At 60.7% G+C, this 21,764-nt stretch carries 14 protein-coding genes and 1 tRNA gene; 12 read left to right on the top strand and 3 right to left on the bottom strand.

Annotation, left to right across the window (positions count from 1 at the left end; genetic code table 11):
• Position 1: 1 nt before the first annotated feature.
• A tRNA-Gly gene (locus G5229_RS20400) sits at positions 2 to 77 on the bottom strand.
• Positions 78 to 326: 249 nt separating this feature from the next.
• On the opposite strand from G5229_RS20400, the gene G5229_RS20395 reads away from it, so the two are divergent.
• The 11 genes from G5229_RS20395 to G5229_RS20345 all read left to right on the top strand — a co-directional run bounded on the left by G5229_RS20395 (position 327) and on the right by G5229_RS20345 (position 16,842).
• On the top strand, positions 327 to 3,764 hold the full coding sequence (locus G5229_RS20395) for an ATP-binding protein (RefSeq protein WP_421210240.1): 3,438 nt from the start codon (positions 327 to 329) through the stop codon (positions 3,762 to 3,764).
• Between the two features lie 415 nt (positions 3,765 to 4,179).
• Positions 4,180 to 5,865 carry an ABC transporter substrate-binding protein gene (locus G5229_RS20390; protein WP_005353816.1) on the top strand — a complete coding sequence of 562 codons (1,686 nt, stop codon included), beginning with the start codon at positions 4,180 to 4,182 and terminating at the stop codon, positions 5,863 to 5,865.
• A gap of 118 nt (positions 5,866 to 5,983) precedes the next feature.
• Positions 5,984 to 6,967: an ABC transporter permease gene (locus G5229_RS20385; protein ID WP_005334871.1), complete on the top strand. Its 984-nt coding sequence runs from the start codon at positions 5,984 to 5,986 to the stop codon at positions 6,965 to 6,967.
• A 46-nt stretch (positions 6,968 to 7,013) separates the two neighbouring features.
• Entirely contained in the window at positions 7,014 to 7,934 is a 921-nt protein-coding gene (locus G5229_RS20380) for an ABC transporter permease (RefSeq protein WP_005353820.1), read from the top strand.
• Positions 7,931 to 8,950, top strand: coding sequence for an ABC transporter ATP-binding protein (locus G5229_RS20375; protein WP_005334876.1), 1,020 nt, complete (start codon positions 7,931 to 7,933; stop codon positions 8,948 to 8,950). The genes G5229_RS20380 and G5229_RS20375 overlap by 4 nt, the downstream gene beginning before the upstream one ends.
• 11 nt (positions 8,951 to 8,961) lie before the next feature.
• Positions 8,962 to 9,954 carry an ABC transporter ATP-binding protein gene (locus tag G5229_RS20370; protein ID WP_005362145.1) on the top strand — a complete coding sequence of 331 codons (993 nt, stop codon included), beginning with the start codon at positions 8,962 to 8,964 and terminating at the stop codon, positions 9,952 to 9,954.
• Between the two features lie 114 nt (positions 9,955 to 10,068).
• Positions 10,069 to 11,802 (top strand): glycoside hydrolase family 9 protein, encoded by a 1,734-nt coding sequence (locus G5229_RS20365; protein WP_421210238.1) that lies wholly within the window; start codon positions 10,069 to 10,071, stop codon positions 11,800 to 11,802.
• A gap of 128 nt (positions 11,803 to 11,930) precedes the next feature.
• Positions 11,931 to 12,803: a BadF/BadG/BcrA/BcrD ATPase family protein gene (locus G5229_RS20360; protein WP_421210236.1), complete on the top strand. Its 873-nt coding sequence runs from the start codon at positions 11,931 to 11,933 to the stop codon at positions 12,801 to 12,803.
• Positions 12,788 to 14,653, top strand: a complete 1,866-nt coding sequence (locus tag G5229_RS20355) for a beta-N-acetylhexosaminidase (RefSeq protein WP_421210234.1) — start codon at positions 12,788 to 12,790, stop codon at positions 14,651 to 14,653. Before G5229_RS20360 ends, G5229_RS20355 begins: the two co-directional genes overlap by 16 nt.
• Positions 14,654 to 14,865: 212 nt before the next feature.
• Positions 14,866 to 16,419 (top strand): methyl-accepting chemotaxis protein, encoded by a 1,554-nt coding sequence (locus G5229_RS20350; RefSeq protein WP_421210232.1) that lies wholly within the window; start codon positions 14,866 to 14,868, stop codon positions 16,417 to 16,419.
• A gap of 66 nt (positions 16,420 to 16,485) precedes the next feature.
• Positions 16,486 to 16,842 carry an MGMT family protein gene (locus tag G5229_RS20345; protein WP_421210230.1) on the top strand — a complete coding sequence of 119 codons (357 nt, stop codon included), beginning with the start codon at positions 16,486 to 16,488 and terminating at the stop codon, positions 16,840 to 16,842.
• A 16-nt stretch (positions 16,843 to 16,858) separates the two neighbouring features.
• On the opposite strand, the gene G5229_RS20340 is transcribed toward G5229_RS20345, so the two are convergent.
• Together G5229_RS20340 and topA are read right to left on the bottom strand one after the other, a co-directional pair.
• Positions 16,859 to 17,023 carry a hypothetical protein gene (locus G5229_RS20340; protein ID WP_005334891.1) on the bottom strand — a complete coding sequence of 55 codons (165 nt, stop codon included), beginning with the start codon at positions 17,021 to 17,023 and terminating at the stop codon, positions 16,859 to 16,861.
• Positions 17,024 to 17,131: 108 nt separating this feature from the next.
• Complete coding sequence (gene topA / locus G5229_RS20335; protein ID WP_421205502.1) at positions 17,132 to 19,753, bottom strand: type I DNA topoisomerase; 2,622 nt, start codon at positions 19,751 to 19,753, stop codon at positions 17,132 to 17,134.
• 355 nt (positions 19,754 to 20,108) lie between these two features.
• Between topA and astB the strand changes: the two genes are divergently transcribed.
• On the top strand, positions 20,109 to 21,446 hold the full coding sequence (astB, locus tag G5229_RS20330; RefSeq protein WP_421210229.1) for an N-succinylarginine dihydrolase: 1,338 nt from the start codon (positions 20,109 to 20,111) through the stop codon (positions 21,444 to 21,446).
• Positions 21,447 to 21,764: the final 318 nt, after the last annotated feature.

The following is a 21,764-nucleotide window of genomic DNA, read 5'->3' as shown; positions in this document are numbered from 1 at the left end:
TTGGAGCGGGAAACGAGACTCGAACTCGCGACCCCGACCTTGGCAAGGTCGTGCTCTACCAACTGAGCTATTCCCGCGTTACTGCTTTCGTGCCAGTTGCCTGACAACGAGGCGCATTATACGTACCACGAGCGCCAGCACAACCCCTTTTTCGCAATTTAAGCCCTGATGCAGACTGTTTGCTCAGGGTTTAAACGCCTTGCTGCATTTTTCTCCAGCCAGCTGTGACCCACCAAGCGAATTTGGGATAAAGTCGTTGAAATGATTACGCTTTCGTTCGAGACTTGAGCGGCTTAATAACCGGATTCTCAATTGAAAATCACAAGATGAAATGGATCTTCACGCTTCGTGGGCTCAGGCCGCAGTTAATGCTGGCTTTTTTCATGTTGGGCATGGTGCCCTTTTTGGTCATCACCCTCTTCTTCCTATACAGCCACGGCAAGGATCTCACCACCCAGACCTCCAACCATCTGGTCTCCGTTCGTAATATCAAGAAGAGTCAGCTCGAGGATTACTTCAACAACCTCAAAGAGCAGATCATCAACTTCTCCCAGCAGGATTTTGCCGGCAACAGTATCGGCCGTTTCTATGGCTTTACCGGCGCCTTCGAGAAGTTGGGCACCACACCGCAGGAGGCCCGCAGCCGTGCTCAGGCCCGCTATCTGCCAGGCTCCTGGGATCAACTGCGCAAACCGGACAGTCAGGTGGAGATCGAACCCTCCATCACGGCGCTTATCCTCGCCGACGAGATGTATGGCCGGGTGCACCAGCGCTTTCATCGCGGCTATGCCGACATGGTGCGCAAGTCCAACTACAGCGACATCTTTCTGGTGGACCTCAACGGTGATGTGGTCTATTCGGTCACCAAGCACCCTAACTTTGCCACCAATCTGCTCTCCGGCCCCTATCAGGGCAGTGGCTTGGGCCAGACCTTTGCCAAGATCAAACGCCGCCTCGATGGCGGCCAGAAACCGCAGCAGATCTTCGAGTTCACCGATTTTGGCCGCAACGAGCTGACCGGGCAGGTGGTCGCCTACATGGCGGCGCCCGTGATGCAGTACGACTATGTGCGTGGGGTGGTGATTTTCGAGCTGCTGCCGGACAAGCTCAACCAGATCATGGCGGAGCGGGAGGGGCTGGGCGAGACCGGCGAGACCATCCTGATCGGCCCTGACAAGCGGATGCGCGCCGATGCCTGGCTGGCACCGGAGTTCAGCGTCGAGAACAGCTTCAGCCCCAATTTCCGGCCGCTGCAAACACCCCTCATCACCAAGACGCTCTCCGGCGAGCAGGGGGTCGGGCTGTTCCACTCCTATCAGGATGACGAGGTGCTGGCCGCCTACACCCAGGTGAAGGTGTTCGATACCGAGTGGGCCTTTATCGCCGAGATCTCCACCCGGGAAGCCTATGCCCCGATCCGCCAGCTGGAAACTCTGGTGATTGTGCTGGGGGCGGGCTCGGTACTGCTGCTGATCCTCTTCTCCCGCTGGCTATCCCACTCCATCACGGCGCCGCTGCGCTCTCTCACCGAAGCGGCCGAGCAGGTGGCCGACGGCGCGCTGGATCACCCCATCGCCATCGAGCGCACCGGCGATGATATCGACCGGCTGGCCGAGGCGTTTCGCCATATGCAGCGCTCGGTGAAGGACAAGATCGAACTGATCGAACAGCAGACCCAGGAGCTGCAACAGCAGGTCAAGCTGACCCACAAGCAGAACCTCAGCCTGCAGCAGGCGGACAAGCTCAAGGATGAACTGCTGGCCAACACCTCCCACGAGCTGCGCACCCCCATTCACGGTATCAAGGGGATGGCCGAGTCGATGCTCGCCAGCCAGCAGGATTTGACCGAAGGGCAGCAAAAGCAGCTCGGCCTCATCATCAAGAGCGCCGATGGCCTGGCCCGTCTGGTGGACGATCTGCTGGACTACCATCAGATGCGCTACGGCCAGCTGGAGATCCACTCCCAGCCCGTCTCATCCAAGGGGGTTATCCGGCTGGTGCTGGACCTCTGCCAGCATCTGGTGCAGGCCAAACCCCTCACCCTGGTGGATATCAGCCCGGCCGAACTACCGCCGGTGCTGGCCGACGAGCAACGACTCGAACAGGTGCTCTACAACCTGGTGGGCAACGCCATCAAGTACACGCCGCAGGGCAAGGTGGTGCTCAGTGCCATCGTCGAGAACAACTTCCTGCGCATCAAGGTCACGGATACCGGCATCGGCATCGCCCCCGACCATCTGGAACATATCTTCGAGCCGCTGGTGCAGATGAGCCCGGAGGTAAGCAAGCAGGGAGCTGGCCTTGGCCTCTCCATCACCCGCCAGCTGGTGCACCTGATGGGGGGCGAGCTGTTCGTCGAGAGCGAGCCGAGCGTTGGCTCTACCTTCGCCTTTACCCTGCCCCTTGCCACCGGCAAAGCGGCCAATCTGACTCTCGACAGCCGCCAGATCGAGCATCAGCTGGTGCGCCAGCAACCGCTGATCCTGCCGGACTGGGAGAGCGACGATCTGCCCCCTCCCCCCGAGGATGCTCCGCTCATTCTGGTGGTGGATGACGAGCCCATCAACCTGCACATCCTGCGCCATCTGCTGCAGCCCTGCGGCTACCGCATCCTGCCCAGCAGTGACGGCCACGATGCGCTGGCCAAGCTGGCCGAGGAGCGGGTGGACCTCATCCTGCTCGATGTGATGATGCCGACCCTTTCCGGTTTTGACGTCTGCCGTCGCCTGCGCCAGCAACACCCGAAAGATATGCTGCCGGTGCTGCTGCTCACCGCCCTCAACCAGCCCAAAGATATCGAGGAGGGCTTCGGGGCCGGTGCCAACGACTATCTGGTCAAACCCTTCTGTAAGGAAGAGCTGTTTGCCCGGGTCAAGGCACTGCTGGAAGCCAAGGCAGGACGCGCCTCGCTGGTAGAGAACCGGCTATTGAAGCAGGAGATCGAACATCGCCTCACCCTGCAGGATCGACTGCATCAGGATCAGCAGCGGCTGCTGGCCCTGCTCGGCGAAGGGGCCGACCCCATGATCTTTATCGACGAGCAGGGCACAGTGCTGTTTGCCTCCCGGGTGCTGGCGCGCCTGCTGGGGCAGGAGCCGGAAGCCATGGAGGGGCAACCCCTCAATGAGTGGCTCGCCACCCCGCTGCAACAGCAGTGGCCCGACCTTGCCAGCGAGCGGGAACACAATCTGGAATTTCTGGTGGCCGGGCAAAAAGATGTACTCAACGCCCGCGCCCTGCCTATCACGCTCGGAGGACAGGCTGCTTTCGCCCTCACCCTGAGTACCGAGCTGCGTCAGGATGAGAACCGGGTAATGGCGCTGGAGAACGCCCTCAAGAACCTCTCGCGGCAAGCCATCATCGAAGATGAACAGCTGCTGGGCGAGCTGAGCCGCCTGGGTGGCGAGTTCCGTTCGCTGGCCGACGACCTCATTCGCCAGCAGGATGACGAGCCGCTGCGCCGGGCGCTGGTAGAGACCATGCAGCTCACCCTGGATGCCTGGCAGCAGGGGACCGGCAAGGGCAAAATCGTGCTGGCAGAGAAGAGCAAGCTGTGGCGGGTCTATATGGACAGATCCAGCCCGCAGACCCGCACCCTCGACAAATACCTGAGTCTGGACACCCTGCCCAAGTCGCCACGCTGGAAGACGGTCGTGGCCACCACCGAGTATGTGCTGGGCCACTGCCCGCTCAATGACCACCAGCGCCAGCAGTTGCAGCACAGCGCCCAGACCCTGCGTCAACTCGCCAACCGCAAGCCGTGACACGGCGCCCTAAACGGGCGCCGGATCACAATTGGCAATCTGGTTTCTTTTTGCGCAAAACAAAGCCCCGCACAACTCCGAAAACGAGAGCAGATCCAATTCACAAATTTGTCATATACGCCATTTTCACAGCCACTTTTTACGCGAAAGCAAATAACGCAAACCAATGATTTTAAACAGATAAAAATCCATTTTGACGAGATTGACGTAACACCGTCAATTTTTACGAAAACAACGAAATCAATAGTTGTTGTTTTCCTGTTAATTCTGGTTTGCTTAGGGCGTTGGAAAACAGAACGACAAAGGTTAGACACCTGACCAACACAGAGGGCCGATTTCATCAGCATGCGAAACCGGTGCTCACACAAAACAAGGCGAACCCTCGGGAATGCCAAAAAATAAGAAAGGAAAACATATGCTTGCCAAAGTATCCAAAATCTCTACCGCTGTAATGCTGGGAACCATGATGCTTGCCGGTGCCGCCGGTAACGCCATGGCCGCAGAAAACAAAACCGTGCTGACCATGGTCGCACAGCAGGAAACCGCCTGGGTCAAGAACTTCAACCCCTTCCTGCAAGCGGGCTTGCTGCACACCACCCGTCACTTCATCTATGAACCGCTGGTGATCTTCAACGATATGCAAGGGGGCAAACCCGTCTATCGTCTGGCCACCAACTATGCGTTCAGCGATGACCTGAAATCCGTCACCTTCGATCTGCGTGACGGCGTGAAGTGGTCTGACGGCGAAGCCTTTGATGCCGATGACATCATCTTCTCCTTCAATCTGGTCAAGGCCAACAAGGCGCTGGATGAGCGCTCAATCTGGACCCAGATCAAGAGCGTCGAGAAGCTGGCCCCCAACAAGGTCAAATTCGACCTGACCGAGGTCAACACCAACGTGGTGAACGATCTGGTGCTGGTACCTATAGTGCCGGAGCATCAGTGGAAATCGGTGAAAGATCCGGTTGCCTTCACCAACGACAAGCCGGTTGGTACTGGCCCCTTCACCGAAGTGGACAACTTCTCCGCCCAGCTCTATACCCAGTGCCGCAACCCGCACTACTGGGATAACGCCAACCTCGCCATCGACTGTATCCGCATGCCGCAGATGGCCACCAACGACCAGGTGCTGGCCGCTGTCATGAAAGGTGACATCGACTGGTTCGGCTCCTTCGTACCGGATATCGAGCGCCTCTACGTCGGCAACGATCCGAAGAACAACAAATACTGGTTCCCGGCCTCCGGTACCGTGGCGTTCAACGTCAACTTCCAGACCAAAAACCCGGGCAATAACGAAGCCTTCAACGATATCAACTTCCGCCGCGCCTTCTCCATGGCGATGGACCGCCAGTCCATGGTGGATATCGCGGGCTACGGCTACCCCACCGTCAACGAGTACCCGTCAGGTCTGGGCAAAGCCTTTGACTCCTGGAACAACCCGGAAGTGGACAAGAAGTACGGCAAGTACAACAAGTTCGACCTGGAAGGGGCCAAGGCCCTGCTGAAAGAGGCAGGCTACAAGGATTGTGACGGCGACAAGTTCCTCGACACTCCGAGCTGCAAAAAGATCGAGTTCAAGGTACTGGTACCGAACGGCTGGACCGACTGGGTCAACACAGTTCAGATTGGTGTAGAAGGGCTGCAGGCGCTGGGCCTGAACGCCAAGACCGCCACCCCGGAAGCGACCGTCTGGACCGAGAACCTGATCACCGGTGACTTCGATGTCGCCCTGCAGGGTTACTTTGCCGGTGCCAACCCGCACAAGTACTTCGAGACCGCGTTCCACTCCCGCAACATGGGCGACCGTGGCAACCGCTTCGCCGCGCCCCGTTACAAGGATCCCGAGCTCGACAAGCTGATCGATGACTTCACCCAGACCGCCGATGCGGCCAAGCAGAAGGAGATCATGTTCGCCATCCAGGATCGTGTTGGTGCCAACCAGACCATCATTCCGGTCTTCAACAACCCGACCTGGTACGAGTACAGCACCAAGCGCTTCAACGGCTGGTTCAGTGCTGATAACCCGGTAGCCAAACCTCAGCTCCACCCGGACACCCCTGAGCGTCTGCTGCACGTGTTGTCCCTCAAGCCAAACAGCTAAACAATCCCGGCCCCCTGCGGGGGGCCATCTTCCCCGTTAATCCCCTTCTTGCCCGGCACCGCCGGGGTTGGGGTAGCCATGCCCGACGCGGGGCGGACTTGCAGTAAAAGGTACTATCATGGGATTCATACTGAGACGCTTTTCCTTCTATCTGGTTGCCTTTCTGGTAGCCGCCACCATCAACTTCCTGTTACCCCGTGCCATGCCAGGGGATCCTGTCTCCGTGATGTTTGCCCGCGCTGGCGCCATGATGGAACCCGCCGCCCTGGAAGCCCTCAAAGCCACCTTCGGCTTTGTCGACGGCCCCATCGGCACCCAGTTTCTCACCTATGTGAAGAGTGTCTTCACCTGGGATCTCGGCACCTCGGTGCGCTTCTACCCACAGCAGGTCTCTGACGTGCTGGGCCGTGCCATCGGCTGGACCCTGTTTCTGGTCGGCACCTCCACCATCCTGAGTTTCTCCCTCGGTTCCATAGTCGGCATCTTCGCCGCCTGGTATCGCGGCGGCCGGATGGACAGCATTCTCTCCCCGCTCACCCTGGTGATGCAGGCCATTCCGCCGGTGGTGGTCTCCCTGCTCGCCCTGTTCCTGTTCGGGGTCAGCCTCGAGTGGCTGCCCATCGGCTACGCCTACAGCCCGGAGATCAAGGCTGACTGGGGCTGGGAGCACATCAAGAGCATCATGACCCACGCCATCATGCCGGTGCTGACTCTGGCCGTGGTGCAGGTGGGGGGCTTTCTCATCACCATGCGCAACAACATGATCAACCTGCTGGGCGAGGATTACATCACCATGGCCAAGGCCAAGGGGCTCTCCAGCAACCGGGTGATCTTCAACTACGGCGCCCGCAACGCCATTCTGCCCAGCGTCACCGCCCTCTCCATGGCGCTCGGTTTCGTTATCGGTGGATCTCTCATCACCGAGGTTATCTTCAACTATCCCGGCCTGGGCCTGACCCTCTATCAGGGCATTCTGGCCCGCGACTACCCGCTCATTCAGGGGCAGCTGCTCATCATGACCATCACCATGCTCAGCTTCAACTTCCTGGCCGACGTGCTCTACGTTTTCCTGGATCCCCGTCTGCGTACAGGAGGCAAATAAGATGCGTATGCCGACCATGCTCAAAATTCTGTTACCGGACAACAAGATGCGTATGCCCACAATCCTCAAAATCCTGCTGGGCAACAAGAAGGCTGCCTGTGGCCTCGCCATCGTGGTTGCCTTCGTACTGATGGCCCTCTTTGCCCCCATTCTGGCCAGCAACGAGCCGACCAAACGGGTGGCTCGCCCGCACCAGCCGCCCAGTGCCGAGTTCGTGATGGGTTCAACCCGCATGGGCCACGATATCTGGGCCCAGTTCACCAACGGTGCCCGTATCTCGCTGCTGGTGGGCTTCAGCGCAGGCCTGCTGGTCTGCACCCTGGCCGTCGCCATCGGCATCACCGCCGGTTACTTCGGCGGTCTGGTGGATGAGTGCCTCACCTTCCTGATGAACGTGGTGCTGGTGATCCCCAACCTCCCCTTGCTACTGGTGCTGGCGAGCTTTATCGGGGAGGCGTCACCGGCGGTGATTGCCGTGATAATAGGGTTGACCTCGTGGGCCTATGGCGCGCGGGTCATCCGTGCCCAGACCCTGGCCCTGCGCGAGAAGGAGTTCGTCATCGCCGCCGAAGTGCTGGGCGAACCGGCCTGGCGCATCATTCTGGTGGAGATCCTGCCCAACCTCATCTCCATCATCGGGGTGAGCTTCATCGGCTCCATCATCTACGCCATCGTCACCGAAGCGACCCTGGAGTTCCTGGGTCTCGGCGACCCGACCGTGGTGAGCTGGGGCATCATGCTCTACAACGCCCAGACCTCCAGCGCCATTCTGGTCGGCGCCTGGTGGGAGATCCTGGCGCCCTGCTTTGCCATCGCCACCCTGGGTGCCGGTCTGGCCCTGCTCAACTTCGCCATCGACGAGATTGCCAACCCGCAGCTGCGCTCCCACAAAGGGTTGAGCCGCTGGAAGAAACTTGCCACCCCGGTCGCCACACCACTCTCTGCCGCACAGGAGAAGACAGCATGAACAAGCATCCCCTGCTGTCAGTACGCAATCTTTGCGTCGACTACATCACCGAAAATGGCGACGTGCGCGCCGTCAACTCGGTGAGCTTCGATATCAGACAGGGCGAGATCTTCGGTCTCGCCGGTGAGTCGGGCTGCGGCAAATCCACCGTCGCCTTCTCGGTGGCCCGGCTGCACAAGCCGCCCGCCTATATCAGCGGTGGCGAGATCCTGTTCAAGGGGGAGAATATCCTCCACTACAACGACGAGCGGCTACGCTCCTACCGCTGGCAACAGGTGTCGGTGGTGTTCCAGTCCGCCATGAACGCCCTGAACCCTGTGCTGCGGATGGAGGAGCAGTTCTGCGACGTGCTGCTGGCCCACAACCCCGGCATGACCCGTTACGAGGCGATCAAGCGCGCCCAGGAGCTGCTCACTATCGTCGATATCCACCCGAGCCGGCTCAAGGATTACCCGCACCAGTTCTCCGGCGGCATGCGCCAGCGGCTGGTGATCGCCATCGCCATGGCGCTCAACCCCGAGCTGCTCATCATGGATGAGCCAACAACGGCACTCGATGTGGTGGTGCAACGGGAGATCCTGCAGAAGGTCTATGCCCTGAAAGAGAAGTTCAACTTCTCCATTCTGTTCATCACCCACGACCTCTCCCTGATGGTGGAGTTCTGCGATCGCATCGGCATCATGTATGCCGGTGAACTGGTGGAGGTGGCTCCTTCCAAGGCGATCCTGACTGCGCCGCTACACCCCTATACCAGAGGGCTCGGCAACTCCTTCCCGCCCCTGCACGGGCCGAAGAAGGTGCTGGAGGGGATCCCGGGCACCCCGCTCAACCTGCTGGAGGTGCCGGTCGGCTGCCGCTTTCAGGCCCGCTGCGGCAAGGTGCACGATCGCTGCCGTCAGGAGTACACCAGATTGGCCGAGATCCGCCCCGGGCAACAGACCGCCTGCCACCTCTATGAGGAGCAGGGGCTGCAACAAGATTCCGTGATCTATCTGGACAAGGCCGCTGGCTGTTAAGGATGTCTGTCATGCAAATCGCCAAAACCGATGCACCCATCATCGAAGTCCAGCACCTCTACAAGGACTTCCCCATCAACTCCAATGCCATCAAGAGTGGCAAGATGCGGGCGCTCTCCGACATCACCTTCAACCTGCACCGGGGCCGCGCCCTGGCGGTGGTCGGGGAGTCGGGCTCCGGCAAGAGCACCATCGCCAAAATCATCGCCAAGATGTACAAGCTCAGTGCCGGGCGCATTCTCTATCGCGGCCACGATCTTGAGGAGTTCAACAAGGGCACCGCCCTGCTGGACTATCGCCAGAGCGTGCAGATGGTGTGGCAAGATCCGTTCGGTTCGCTCAACCCGACCCACACCATCTATCACCACATCGCCCGCCCCCTGCTGCTGCACAGCAAGGTGATCGACAAAAAAGATCTGCCCGACATGGTCTACGCCCTGTTGGAAAAGGTCGGCCTGACCCCTGCCAAAGCAACGGCGGCCAAGTATCCGCACCAGCTCTCCGGCGGCCAGCGCCAGCGGGTCAACATCGCCCGCAATCTGGCGGTGGAGGCGGAAGTGGTGCTGGCGGACGAGCCGACTTCCATGCTCGACGTATCCATTCGTATCGGCATCCTCAACCTGATGGAGCAGATGAAGAACGAGCTCGGCGTCTCCATGCTCTACATCACCCACGACATCGCCACCGCCCGCTATGTGGCGGAAGATCTGGCGGTCATGTATGTGGGTCACATGGTGGAGTGGGGCGAGGTGGACGAGATCCTGCATCACCCGCAGCACCCCTACACCCAGCTGCTCATCTCGGCGGTGCCCGACCCGGAGAAGAGCATCCACGCCGAGCTGGAGGGTGGCCGCAAGGGGGAGATCCCGCTCTGGACGCCGGAGTCCTGCGGTTGCCCCTTTGCCGGGCGCTGCAATCAGGCAATGCCCCGCTGCAAGGAGGCGCTGCCCCCCATCACCAAGCTTGCCGACAACCACTTCGTGCGCTGCTACCTCTACGAGTGAGGGTGAGCCTTGAACCGGCCGGACAACCCTGTCCGGTCATGCCTCGATACGGGGCGGCCACAGCCCCGTGATGTGCCTCACCGCCCGGCGGTGAACCACAGGAGTAATACCTTGATGGAACTCTTGATCAATCAGGTGGGCTACGAGTGCGACGGACACAAGGTCGCCCTGTTGCAAACCTCCCCCGCCCCTGATCTCGGCGGCTATGTCAGGCTGCAACGCCTTGATGATGGCCAGATCCTGTTTGAAACCCCGCTGCAACCGGCTGGCAGCGTCCCCGGCTGGCAGGGCCGCGCTTACTGGCGTGCCGACTTCTCCGCCTTCAAGGAGCCCGGCCACTATCGGCTGGAGGCGATCACAGCCCAAGGCATAGTCCGCTCCACCCGCTTTGCCATCGGCCAGGATCTGCTGGCCAGCCGCTGTCTCTCCGATGTCATCCACTACTTCAAGGGGCAGCGCGCCAGCGGCACCTTCGATCGGGCCGACCGCAGCGCCCGCCTGTTTGGCACCGACCAGCACAAAGATGTGCACGGCGGCTGGTTCGATGCCAGCGGCGACATGAGCAAGTACCTGAGCCACCTCTCCTACGCCAACTACCTCAACCCCCAGCAGACCCCCATGGTGGTGTGGGCTCTGCTCAAGTGCCGCGAACTGCTGGCCCCGCGCCGCGATATCGACGGGATAAACCTCTGCAAGCGGCTCAATGACGAGGCGCTGCACGGCGCCGATTTCCTCTGCCGGATGCAGGATGAGTCGGGCTTCTTCTACATGACCCTGTTCGACAAGTGGAGCAAGGACCCTGCCCAGCGCGAGCTGTGCGCCTATACCACCCAGCAGGGGATCAAGTCCGCCAACTGGCAGGCGGGTTTCCGCCAAGGGGGCGGCATGGCCATCGCCGCGCTGGCCCGCGCCGCCCGCGAGAGCGTCAGCGGCGACTTCGATGCCAGCCGCTACGCCGAGGCGGCCCGCCGCGGCTACCTGCATCTGCGTGAACACAACCTCTCCTATCTGGATGACGGGGTCGAAAACATCATCGACGACTACTGCGCCCTGTTGGCAGCGGTGGAGCTGACCCGCACCTTCGGCAACGAGTGGCTGAATGAGGCGAGAGCCCTCGCCAGCAAGCTCTGTGCCCGCCAGCGCCCCCATTCGGAGCTGGGTCACTACTGGTCGGCCAACGAGGATGGCTCGCGCCCCTACTACCACGCCGCCGAGGCGGGTCTGCCGGTGCTGGCGCTGCTGGAATATCTGGGCGTAGAGCCGGATCAGGGGCACCAGGCCCGGGTACAAACCGTAGTGGAGCAGGCACTGGCCGCCGAACTGGCACTGTGCGCACGGGCGGGCAACCCCTTCTCCCTCGCCCGCCAATATGTGAAAGGGGTGGATGAAGCGCCGCGCGTCAGCTTCTTTATGCCCCACAACAACGAGTCCGGTTACTGGTGGCAGGGGGAGAATGCCCGCCTCGCATCGTTGGCGACCATGGCCTTTGCTGGCGCCCGCCACTTCCCCCGCCAGAGCCAGCCGCTAATCACTTACGGCCAGCGCCAACTCGACTGGATCCTCGGGCAGAACCCCTTCAACGCCTGCATGCTGGCGGGCCACGGCATCAACAACCCCGCCTATACCGCCGGGTATCCCAATGCGCAGGGAGGTATCTGCAACGGCATCACCTCAGGGTTTGATGACGAAAATGAGGTGGCCTTTATTCCGGAGGAGTACAAGGATCGGCTGGATCAGAACTGGCGCTGGGGCGAGCAGTGGATCCCCCACGCCGCCTGGTTTGCCCTTGGCATCAGCTGGCAGAGTGCACTGGGTGATCGGAATGAGCAGGGGGGTCGCCATGATTGAGATGTACAGGAATCGGCACGATCATAACTGGCACAGGGAAGAACAGCGGATCCTCCATGCAGTCCGGTTTGCCCTGGCCATCAGCTGGCAGAGTGCTCTGAATGATCGAAATGAGCAGGGAGGTCGCCATGATTGAGTTCTGGGTCGGCGTCGATGGCGGGGGCACCCACACCCGCGCCCGCATTCGGGATCGGGCCGGCAAGCTGCTCGGTGAAGGGCGCGCTGCTGGCTCCAATCTGGAGCTGGGCATCCCTCACGCTCATGCCAATGTGCTGGCCGCCATCGCCAGCGCCCGCCTTACGGCTGGACTGGGCATAGAGTGCGAACAACAGATGGGGGTCTGGCTGGCGCTCGCCTCCGCCGAGCTGGCCGACTGCTATCACGCCCTGCTCGAGATGCCCTTCCCCTTTGCCAGCGTCAGGCTCACCTCCGATGCCTTCGGTGCCTGCCTCGGCGCCTTTGGCGGCCGTGAGGGGGCCATTCTGATCGCAGGTACCGGCTCGGTGGGGCTGGTCTATCAGGAGGGGCAGATCCGCACCTGCTCCGGCCGCGGCTTCCCCATTTCAGACATAGGCAGCGGCGCCTGGCTGGGGCTGCGCGCCATCCAGCAATCCCTGCTCTGCCACGATGGCATTCTGCCCCCCAGCACCCTCGCCATCCGCTTGATGGATCGCTTCAAGCGGGAGCAGGCCGAGGTGGTTCGCTGGGCCGCCCGCGCCATTCCGGCGGACTATGGCCACTTTGCCCCCTGGGTATTCGATGCCGCCAGCGATGGCGACGAGCTCGCCAATCAGCTGCTGGACGAAACCTGCGAACAGCTGCGGATCCTGCTGGAGGGAATGACCCAGCTCGGTGCCAGACAGATCGCCCTGCTGGGGGGTATTGGTACCCGCCTCGCTCCCCGTCTCGGCCAGCTCAACCTGATCCTCCCCCAGGCAGATGCGCTCGATGGCGCCATCCTGTTTGCCCAATCAGAGGATTTTCCATGTCTACACCCCTGATCCACACCCAGGTCGCCCGACGTGACGGCGAGGATGTCTGGTTCACCTTCACCCTATCCCGCATGCCGGATACCCGGTGGAAGCTGCACTTCTGTCTGGCTCGCCATATCGACCCCGACTCCTTGCAAGGGGGCGAGCTGGAGCGCCAAAGCGGCAGCTACAAGGTGATTGTCCCGAACGCTGACAGCTGCGAGCTGCGCTTTTGCTGCCGCCAGACGCCCATCAAGAAGCTCTCCGACATGCCGCAGGGCTTTTTCCTCAGCTTGCCAGAGGCGACCACGGGTGCCCAGCTGCTGCCGGTGACGCTGGCGGCGCAGGATCTCGGACTGGAGAACCCGCCGGTAACCCGCCCCGACCTGCCGGATGTCGAGCCCCTGCCCGGAATCGTGCCACAACCGGCCCATCTGGTACTGCTGGAGGGGAACTTCCGGCTGGCCGAGCGGGCTCATGTCAGCGCCCCCCGCGATGTACCGAAATTGCTGGCCCACTTCAACGAGCTGACGTCGCTGGCGCTGGAGCAGGATCACGACGCTGAAATCCGGCTAACCGAGGCCAAACTGGCCCCCGAAGCCTACCAACTCACCATCACGCCGCAGGAGGTAGTGATTGCCGCCGCCGACGAACCGGGCTGGCGTCATGGGCTGGTCACGCTGGCCCAGTGGTATCTGCAACATGGCGAGAGCATGCCCTGCGTCACGCTGGAGGATGCCCCGCGCTTTGGCTTTCGCGGCATTTTTCTCGACTGCGCCCGCCACTTCCACACCCCGGCCACCATCAAGCGCCTGCTCAAGCTGATGAGCCTCTACAAGTTCAACCGCTTCCACTGGCATCTGACCGATGACGAGGGGTGGCGACTCGAGATCAAGGCCTTCCCGGAGCTGACCGACGTGGGAGCTTGGCGCGGCCACGATCTGGCGATCGGCCCCCAGCTCAGCGGCGGCGCCGAACCCTATGGCGGTTACTACACCCAGAGCGAGGTGAAGGAGCTGGTGAGCTATGCCGGTGAGCTCGGCATCACCGTCATTCCCGAGATCGACATCCCGGGCCACTGCCACGCCGCCATCAAGGCGCTGCCCGAGCTGCTGATCGAAACGGCGGATCACTCCCGCTACCGCTCGGTCCAGCATTTCGATGACAACGTGCTCAACCCCGCCCTGCCTGGCACCTACCGCTTTCTGGAGGCAGTGCTGGACGAGGTATGCGAGCTCTTTCCCGGCCCGCAGATCCACATGGGGGGTGACGAGGTGCCGACCGGGGTCTGGACCGACAGCCCCGCCTGCCAGCAGCTGATGGTCGATCAGGGCTACGCCGACTGCCGCGAGCTGCAGGGCCATCTGCTGCGCCACTGCCAGCGCTATCTGGCCACCAGAAGCAAACAGATGATCGGCTGGGAGGAGATCCTGCATGGCGACAAGGTGAGCCGCAAAGCGGCCATCTGTGCCTGGACCAGCTTTCAGGCGGGGTTGGATGCTGCCGCAGCCGGTTATCCTGTGGTGATGGCGCCCGCCCAGTTCCTCTATCTGGATCTCGCCTGGAGCGCCGATATTCATGAACCCGGCCTCTACTGGGCGGGGACCCTCAATCTGGAGCAGATCTACTCGTGTGACCCTGCCCCAGCCGATTTCCATGCCAACGATAACATCCTCGGGGTGCTGAGCCCCTTGTGGTCAGAATTGATCACCAGCCGTGATCGTCTCGACTACATGTTGTTCCCGCGTATGCTGGCCACGGCCGAGGTGGCCTGGAGCGATCCCGCCCACAAGGGCTGGGAGCACTTCGCCGCCCGCCTGCCGGGTCAGCTGCAGATCCTCGATCAGTTGCAGGTGCGCTACCGGATGCCACAGAGGTAATGTTGTCTCTACTTTGGCGGCCAATTGGCCGCCTTTTTTACGATTAACCAACAAAACATCAACTTCCCCCTACCATTCATCCGCCATTATTGGCAAAATCCAGCCCCCAATGAAGCTGGTCTGCCTCCTGCTGGCGCGAGCCTGCGGCCACCTCCAGATCTGCCACAATAACAACGACAACATTATCAACAAGAACATCGGAGCGTATTCCTATGGCCCGCAGAGACGTCCATACCCTGGACAGCGAAGTGGAGTTTCCTGCCGACGTACAACTGGTCTCCACCACTGACCTGCGCGGGGTGATCACCTACGCCAACCCGGCCTTTTGCACCATCGCCGGCTATAGCGCCGACGAGCTGGTCGGTCACAACCACAATCTGGTACGCCACCCCGACATGCCCAAGGCCGCCTTCGCCGATCTCTGGGCCCGCCTCAAGGAGGGCAAACCCTGGCGCGGCATCGTCAAGAATCGCTGCAAGGATGGTCGTTACTACTGGGTAGATGCCTATGTGACCCCCATCTATGAAGGCAACAGGATCAGCGGCTACCAGTCGGTACGCTGCAAGCCCGAGCCCCAATTCAAGCGCATCGCCGCTCAGACCTACCAAGCCCTGCTCAAGGCCGAGCGCGGCAACAGCAGCAACCTTCCCTCTCTTGCCAGAGTGCGCACCCCGGCCATTACCCTGCTTCTGCTCGGCCTGATGGGCTGGGCCTTCGCCAGCCAAGGGGCCATGACCGTCCTGCTGATGCTGCTGCCCCTGTTGCTTCTTGGCGGAGCCTACTGGCGCGAGCTCTTTGCCCTGCCCCACTATCTACGGCAGCTGGGCCGCGAATATGACAGTCTGACCCGGCTGGTCTACTCCGGTGACAACCCCGGCGCCATTGCCGATTTTCATATCAAGATGCTGCAGGCCCGCATCCGAACCGTGTTGGGGAGGATCAACGATGCCACGGCACCTCTGCAAACCCTGGCCATCAATTTGAAGCAGGCCTCTCATCAGGCCTGTCTCGATATCAACGAGCAAGATGCCCAGACCCAGCAGATGGCTACGGCTATGACTCAGATGGCCAACACAGCTCACGAGATCGCCCGCAACATTCAGGACTCCAACGGTCAGGTCAACGAAGCTCGCAATCGTTGTGAACAAACCAACCAGCAGTTGAACCAGACAGAGCAACAGATCGAACAGCTTGCCAAACAGGCAGAGCTGGCGTTCAACTCGGCGGTAGAGCTCGCCAGCGAATCCGAACGGATTGGCAGTGTCATGGGCGAGATCCAGGGCATCGCCGAGCAGACTAACCTGCTGGCCCTCAACGCGGCCATCGAAGCCGCTCGCGCCGGGGAGCAGGGCCGTGGTTTTGCGGTGGTCGCAGACGAGGTGCGAACTCTATCGACCCGCACCCACAAGGCGACCGAGCAGATCCAGGTCAGCATCAAGCAGATCCAGCACACTCTGGGACGCTGGAAGGGGATGATGCAGGAGAACCTGCAACAGACCCGCGCATGTGCCGAGATGACCCGCCAGGGCGCCAGCAGCCTCCATACCGTGCTGGCAGAGATAGAGCTGGTCACCGAACACTCCACCCAGATCGCCACCGCTGCAGAGCAACAACAAGCTGTAGTGGAGGAGATCAGCCGCAGCATCCACCAGATCTCCGAGTACTCCCACGCCAACAGTCAGAAGATGCTGGATGTCGATCACTCCAGTCAGGCTCTGCTGGAACGGGCCAAGCAACTGAAGGGGCTTAGCCAGACCTTCGGCTGAATGATTGCCAGCCCCATGACAGAAGCGCCACAATGGCGCTTCTGTTGTTTTTGACGAATCGGGTCTATGAGCATTGAACCAAGTCCATCCCCATTGAACAAAACGGCCCGTATCGAAGCTATCATCGCCCTGATCCCGGCAGGCCGGGTAGTCAGCTATGGTCAGGTGGCCGATCTGGCGGGGCTGCCCGGACGGGCAAGACTGGTAGGCAAGGTGCTGCGGGAAACCGACAAGGTACTGCCGTGGCATCGGGTGCTGGGCGCTGCGGGCACTATCTCGTTACCGAAAGGATCGCCAGGCTTTGCCGAACAGACGGGACGCCTGCAGCAGGAGGGGGTCGTGGTGATCGGGGGGCGGGTCAGAATGAAGGAGTGGCAATGGCAGCTCGATCTGGCCGAGCTGCTTTTTCTACTGCCGTTTTGAGGGGGTCACAGCCGGATCACTCCAGCGGCGCCAGGATCTCGTCGCTGCGCACCTGCACCGGTATGGTCTCATCCGCGCGCTGCAGCAGCACCAGCAGACTCTGCCGGTCAACCTCCAGCACATAGGCCGCCCCTTCCCGAGTCATGCAGCTCATGCCCGGCCGGATCTCGTTAATCTCCATCTCAACCTCCTTGTCTACTTCGCGATTGATGACAGCTGCACTCCTTGCAGCTGTCTCAGTATACCGCTATCCATAAGCAAAGAGGCCCCGTGTCGGGGCCTCTTTTCATCAGGCTTTTTTAGCCTTTGGCAAACTCTCTTGCCAGGTACCGTTGTCGTAGTGAGCGGTCCAACCGGTCGCCTTGCCGTTGACCTCGCTCATCACGTACTGCTCCTTGGTCTTGCGACTGAAGCGTACGATGGCGGGGTTGCCGTCTGGATCGGTGAGCGGGGCACCGGCCAGATACTTGTGCTTGGCGGAGATGCGATCCTTGAAGCGCTTGAGCTCTTCCACCAGCGGCGCGCGGGTCTCGCGGGATTTGGGGAAGTTGCTGGCCGCCAGGAACAGACCGGCAGCCCCGTCACGCAGCACAAAGTGAGCATCGGACTGGGTACACTTGAGCTCCGGCAGCGGCACCGGATCCTCCTTCGGCGGCGCGATGTCGCCGTTTTTCAGGATCTTGCGGGTGTTCTTGCAGGTCTCGTTGGTACAACCCATGTACTTGCCGAAACGGCCGTTCTTGAGCTGCATCTCGGCTCCGCAACGGTCGCACTCGATGCTCGGCCCTTCGTAGCCCTTGAGCTTGAACTGGCCCTTCTCGATCTCGTAGCCATCGCAATCCGGGTTGCGACCACAGACGTGCAGCTTGCGGCTGTCATCGATGATGTAGGCATCCATCGCAGTGCCACAGACACCGCAGCGGTGCTTGGCGCGCAGCGCTTCGGTTTCCGCCTCTTCGCCGTCAGTGGCGGAGACAAATTCGTCGGCAGAGACCAGGTTGATGGTCTTCTTGCAGCGCTCTTTCGGCGGCAAGGCATAGCCGGAACAGCCGAGGAACACGCCGGTGGTGGCAGTACGAATCCCCATCTTGCGGCCGCAATCCGGGCAGTCGATGTCGGTCATCACCATCTGGTTGGCACGCATGCCGCCCTCTTCGGGCGCCTTGTCAGCCTTCTCCAGCTCCTGGGTAAACTCGGCGTAGAAGGCGTCCAGTACCTTCTTCCACTCAAGGCTCCCTTCGGCGATGCCATCGAGCTTGTCTTCCATCTTGGCGGTGAACTCGTAGTTCATCAGCTCGACGAAGTTCTCCACCAGACGATCGGTGACGATCTCACCCATCTTCTCGGCGAAGAAACGGCGGCTCTCGACCCGCACATAACCACGATCAACGATGGTGGAGATGATGGAGGCGTAGGTAGAGGGACGGCCGATGCCGCGTTTTTCCAGCTCGCGCACCAGCGCAGCTTCGGTGAAACGGGCAGGCGGCTTGGTAAAGTGCTGGCGCGGATCCAGCTTGACCAGTTTCAGCACCTCGCCCACGGTGACCGCAGGCAGCTGGCTATCTTCACCCTTGCGACCCATCGGCGGCAGCGCCTTGGTCCAACCGGCAAAGCGCAGGGTACGACCACGGGCCTTGAGCTCGAACTCACCCGCCTTGACGGTCAGGGTGGAGGAGTCGTACTGAGCCGGGGTCATCTGGCAAGCAACAAACTGACGCCAGATGAGATCGTAAAGACGCATGGCATCCGGCTCCATCCCTTCCAGCATCTCGGCTGTCACCTGTACGTTGGAGGGACGGATCGCCTCGTGCGCTTCCTGGGCATTGGCCTTGGCGCCATACAAATTCGGCTCGGCTGGCAGATAGGCAGCGCCATACTGCTCTCCGATATATTCACGCACCGCCTCAACCGCCTCTTTGCTGAGGTTGGTGGAGTCGGTTCGCATATAGGTGATGTAACCCGCTTCATAGAGACGCTGGGCCATCATCATGGTCTTCTTGACCCCAAAGCTCAGACGGGTAGAGGCCGCCTGCTGCAGGGTGGAGGTGATAAACGGCGCGGACGGTTTGGAGCCGGTCGGCTTGTCTTCCCGGTTAACGATCTTGTAGTCGACCCCTTCCAGGGCTGCGACAGCGGCAAAGGTCTCGGCCTGGGTCACCGGCTTGAAGTCGGCACCGTTGCGGCTGACCACTTCCATCCGCAGATCGCTCTTGTCTGCGGTCAGCAGGTCGGCATTGAGATCCCAGAACTCAACCGGAACAAACGCCTTGATTTCGCGCTCTTTATCGACGATGAGACGCACCGCAACGGACTGTACCCGACCGGCAGAGAGGCCACGAGCCAGCTTTTTCCACAGCAGCGGGGAGACCATGTAACCCACCACGCGGTCGAGGAAACGACGAGCCTGCTGGGCATTAACGCGGTCAATATTGAGTTCGGACGGCTGGGCAAACGCCTCCTTGATGGCGCTCTTGGTGATCTCGTTGAACACCACGCGCTTGTAGCGGCTGTCGTCGCCACCGATGATCTCGCGCAGGTGCCAGGCGATCGCCTCTCCTTCTCTATCCAAGTCGGTTGCGAGATAGATGGTGTCGGCTTTCTCGGCCAGACTTTGCAACTCGCTGACCACCTTCTCCTTGCCGGGCAAAATCTGGTAGTTAGCCTGCCAGCCAGCGGTCGGATTGATACCCATCCGGGCAAACAGGGCCTTGCGATCCTTGGCAGCCTTCTCGGATTCGCTCAACTTGATGCCGCGAATGACAGGTTTCTTGGGCTCGGTGCTGGCGCTGCCGCTGGTGGGCAGATCGCGAACATGACCCACGCTGGATTTCACCACGTAGTCCTTGCCCAGATATTTGTTGATCGTCTTGGCCTTGGCCGGAGACTCCACTATGACCAGTGATTTGCCCATGCTGTAACTATTATCCTCATTGCACCCGACGGGGTTGGTGTGCGGTTTTGTGGGGCTGTATAAGAGATTTGGCGCGAAAAAGCAATCTTGTGAGCAAATTTGCCTGACCAGCCCGAACCACACGGCTTCTTTTATTGCTTCTTTATTTATTAATGCGAAGGCAACAGGCCGGACGCAACCGCTTTTTCAATTTTCTGCCATACCGCCCCTCTTTTTATATCTGAAACGACATAAAAACGTCTGCTGGTTACCGGCTTGTTACAAAAACATAAAATCTCTTTATAATGGCCCAACCCCGACGCATTGCGCGCGGAAGGAACCGCTACCCATCATAAAAATCGAAAGGATGTACTCAATGAAGCACTTCGAGGTCAATTTCGACGGTCTGGTCGGCCCGACTCATAACTATGCTGGCCTCTCCTACGGCAACGTTGCCTCCCAGAGCAATGCCCAGGAGGCTTCCAATCCGAAAGAGGCCGCCAAACAGGGGCTGCGCAAGATGAAGGCGCTGACCGAGCTTGGCATGACCCAGGGGGTACTGGCGCCACAAGAGCGTCCCGATCTCGCCACCCTGCGCCGCCTAGGCTTCACCGGCAACGATGCCCGGGTGCTGGAGCAGGCCGCCAAACAGGCTCCCGCCGTACTGGCTGCCTGCTATTCGGCTTCCAGCATGTGGACTGCCAACGCCGCCACCGTCTCCCCCAGTGCCGATACCCAGGATGGCCGCATTCACTTCACCCCCGCCAACCTGACCAACAAGTTTCACCGCTCCCTGGAGCCCGACGTCACAGGTCGCATCCTGCGAGCCGTGTTCAACAATGATCGCCACTTCAGCCACCACCTCCATCTGCCGGAGAATGACCACTTCGGCGACGAGGGGGCGGCCAACCACACCCGCCTCTGCCGTGCCTATGGCGAGGCGGGGGTCGAGCTGTTTGTCTATGGCCGCAGCGCTTTTGACTACTCCCGCCCGGCGCCGAAGCGCTATCCGGCCCGCCAGACCCTGGAGGCAAGCCAGGCCATCGCCCGCCTGCATGGCCTCGGCGAGGAGAGCGTGGTGTTTATCCAGCAAAACCCGGAGGTGATCGATCAGGGGGTGTTCCACAACGACGTGATCGCGGTGGGTAACCAGAACGTGCTCTTCTTCCACCAGCAAGCGTTCCTCAATACCGAGGCGGTACTGACCGAGATCCGCGGCAAGTTTGGCGAGGGGGATTTGCACTTTATCGAAGTGCCGACCGCCGAGGTATCCGTGCTGGATGCGGTGAAATCCTACCTGTTCAATACCCAGATCCTCACCCTGCCGAGCGGCGAGATGGCCATCATCGCCCCCACCGAGTGCCGCGACAATCCGGCGGTGTCGGCGTACCTGAACAAGCTGCTGACCATGAACACGCCTATCAAGGCCGTTCATTATATGGACGTGAAGCAGAGCATGCGCAATGGAGGCGGCCCGGCCTGCCTGCGGCTGCGGGTTGCCATGAACGATCAGGAGCTCGCTGCGGTCAATCCGGCCTGCCTTATCAACGACAGCCAGTTTGCCCGCCTCGATGGCTGGGTGGATCGCCACTACCGCGACCGCCTGACCCTCGACGATCTGCGGGATCCGGCACTGGTGCAGGAGTCCCGCAGCGCACTGGACGAGCTGACCCAGATCCTGAAACTGGGTTCTGTCTACCCGTTCCAGCGCTAGATGTGATGCCCGGGAAGACCGCCGACACAGGCGGTCTTCTGCTATCAGCCTCATCTTCAGCGCGATCGCCAGCTTGCACTGATGCTGTTTTGTGCAGAAAAGCAGCACACAACTTGCTGATAAGCTTGAATTTTGAGCTGAATGTATCAAAAAATCGACGAACAGTCATTTTTTACTGCCAGATGCCTAATCAAGGGGTTCACAAAGCCTCTGGATCTGATAGTATGCGCCTCGCACTTGGGGAGGGGTTCCCGAGCGGCCAAAGGGATCAGACTGTAAATCTGACGGCTCTGCCTTCGAAGGTTCGAATCCTTCTCC

The organism is Aeromonas sp. 602396, from assembly GCF_049173735.1.
Taxonomy (GTDB): Bacteria; Pseudomonadota; Gammaproteobacteria; order Enterobacterales; family Aeromonadaceae; genus Aeromonas; species Aeromonas veronii_A.
Note: the sequence above shows the minus strand (reverse complement) of the source record. Positions and strands in the feature narration are given on the sequence as shown.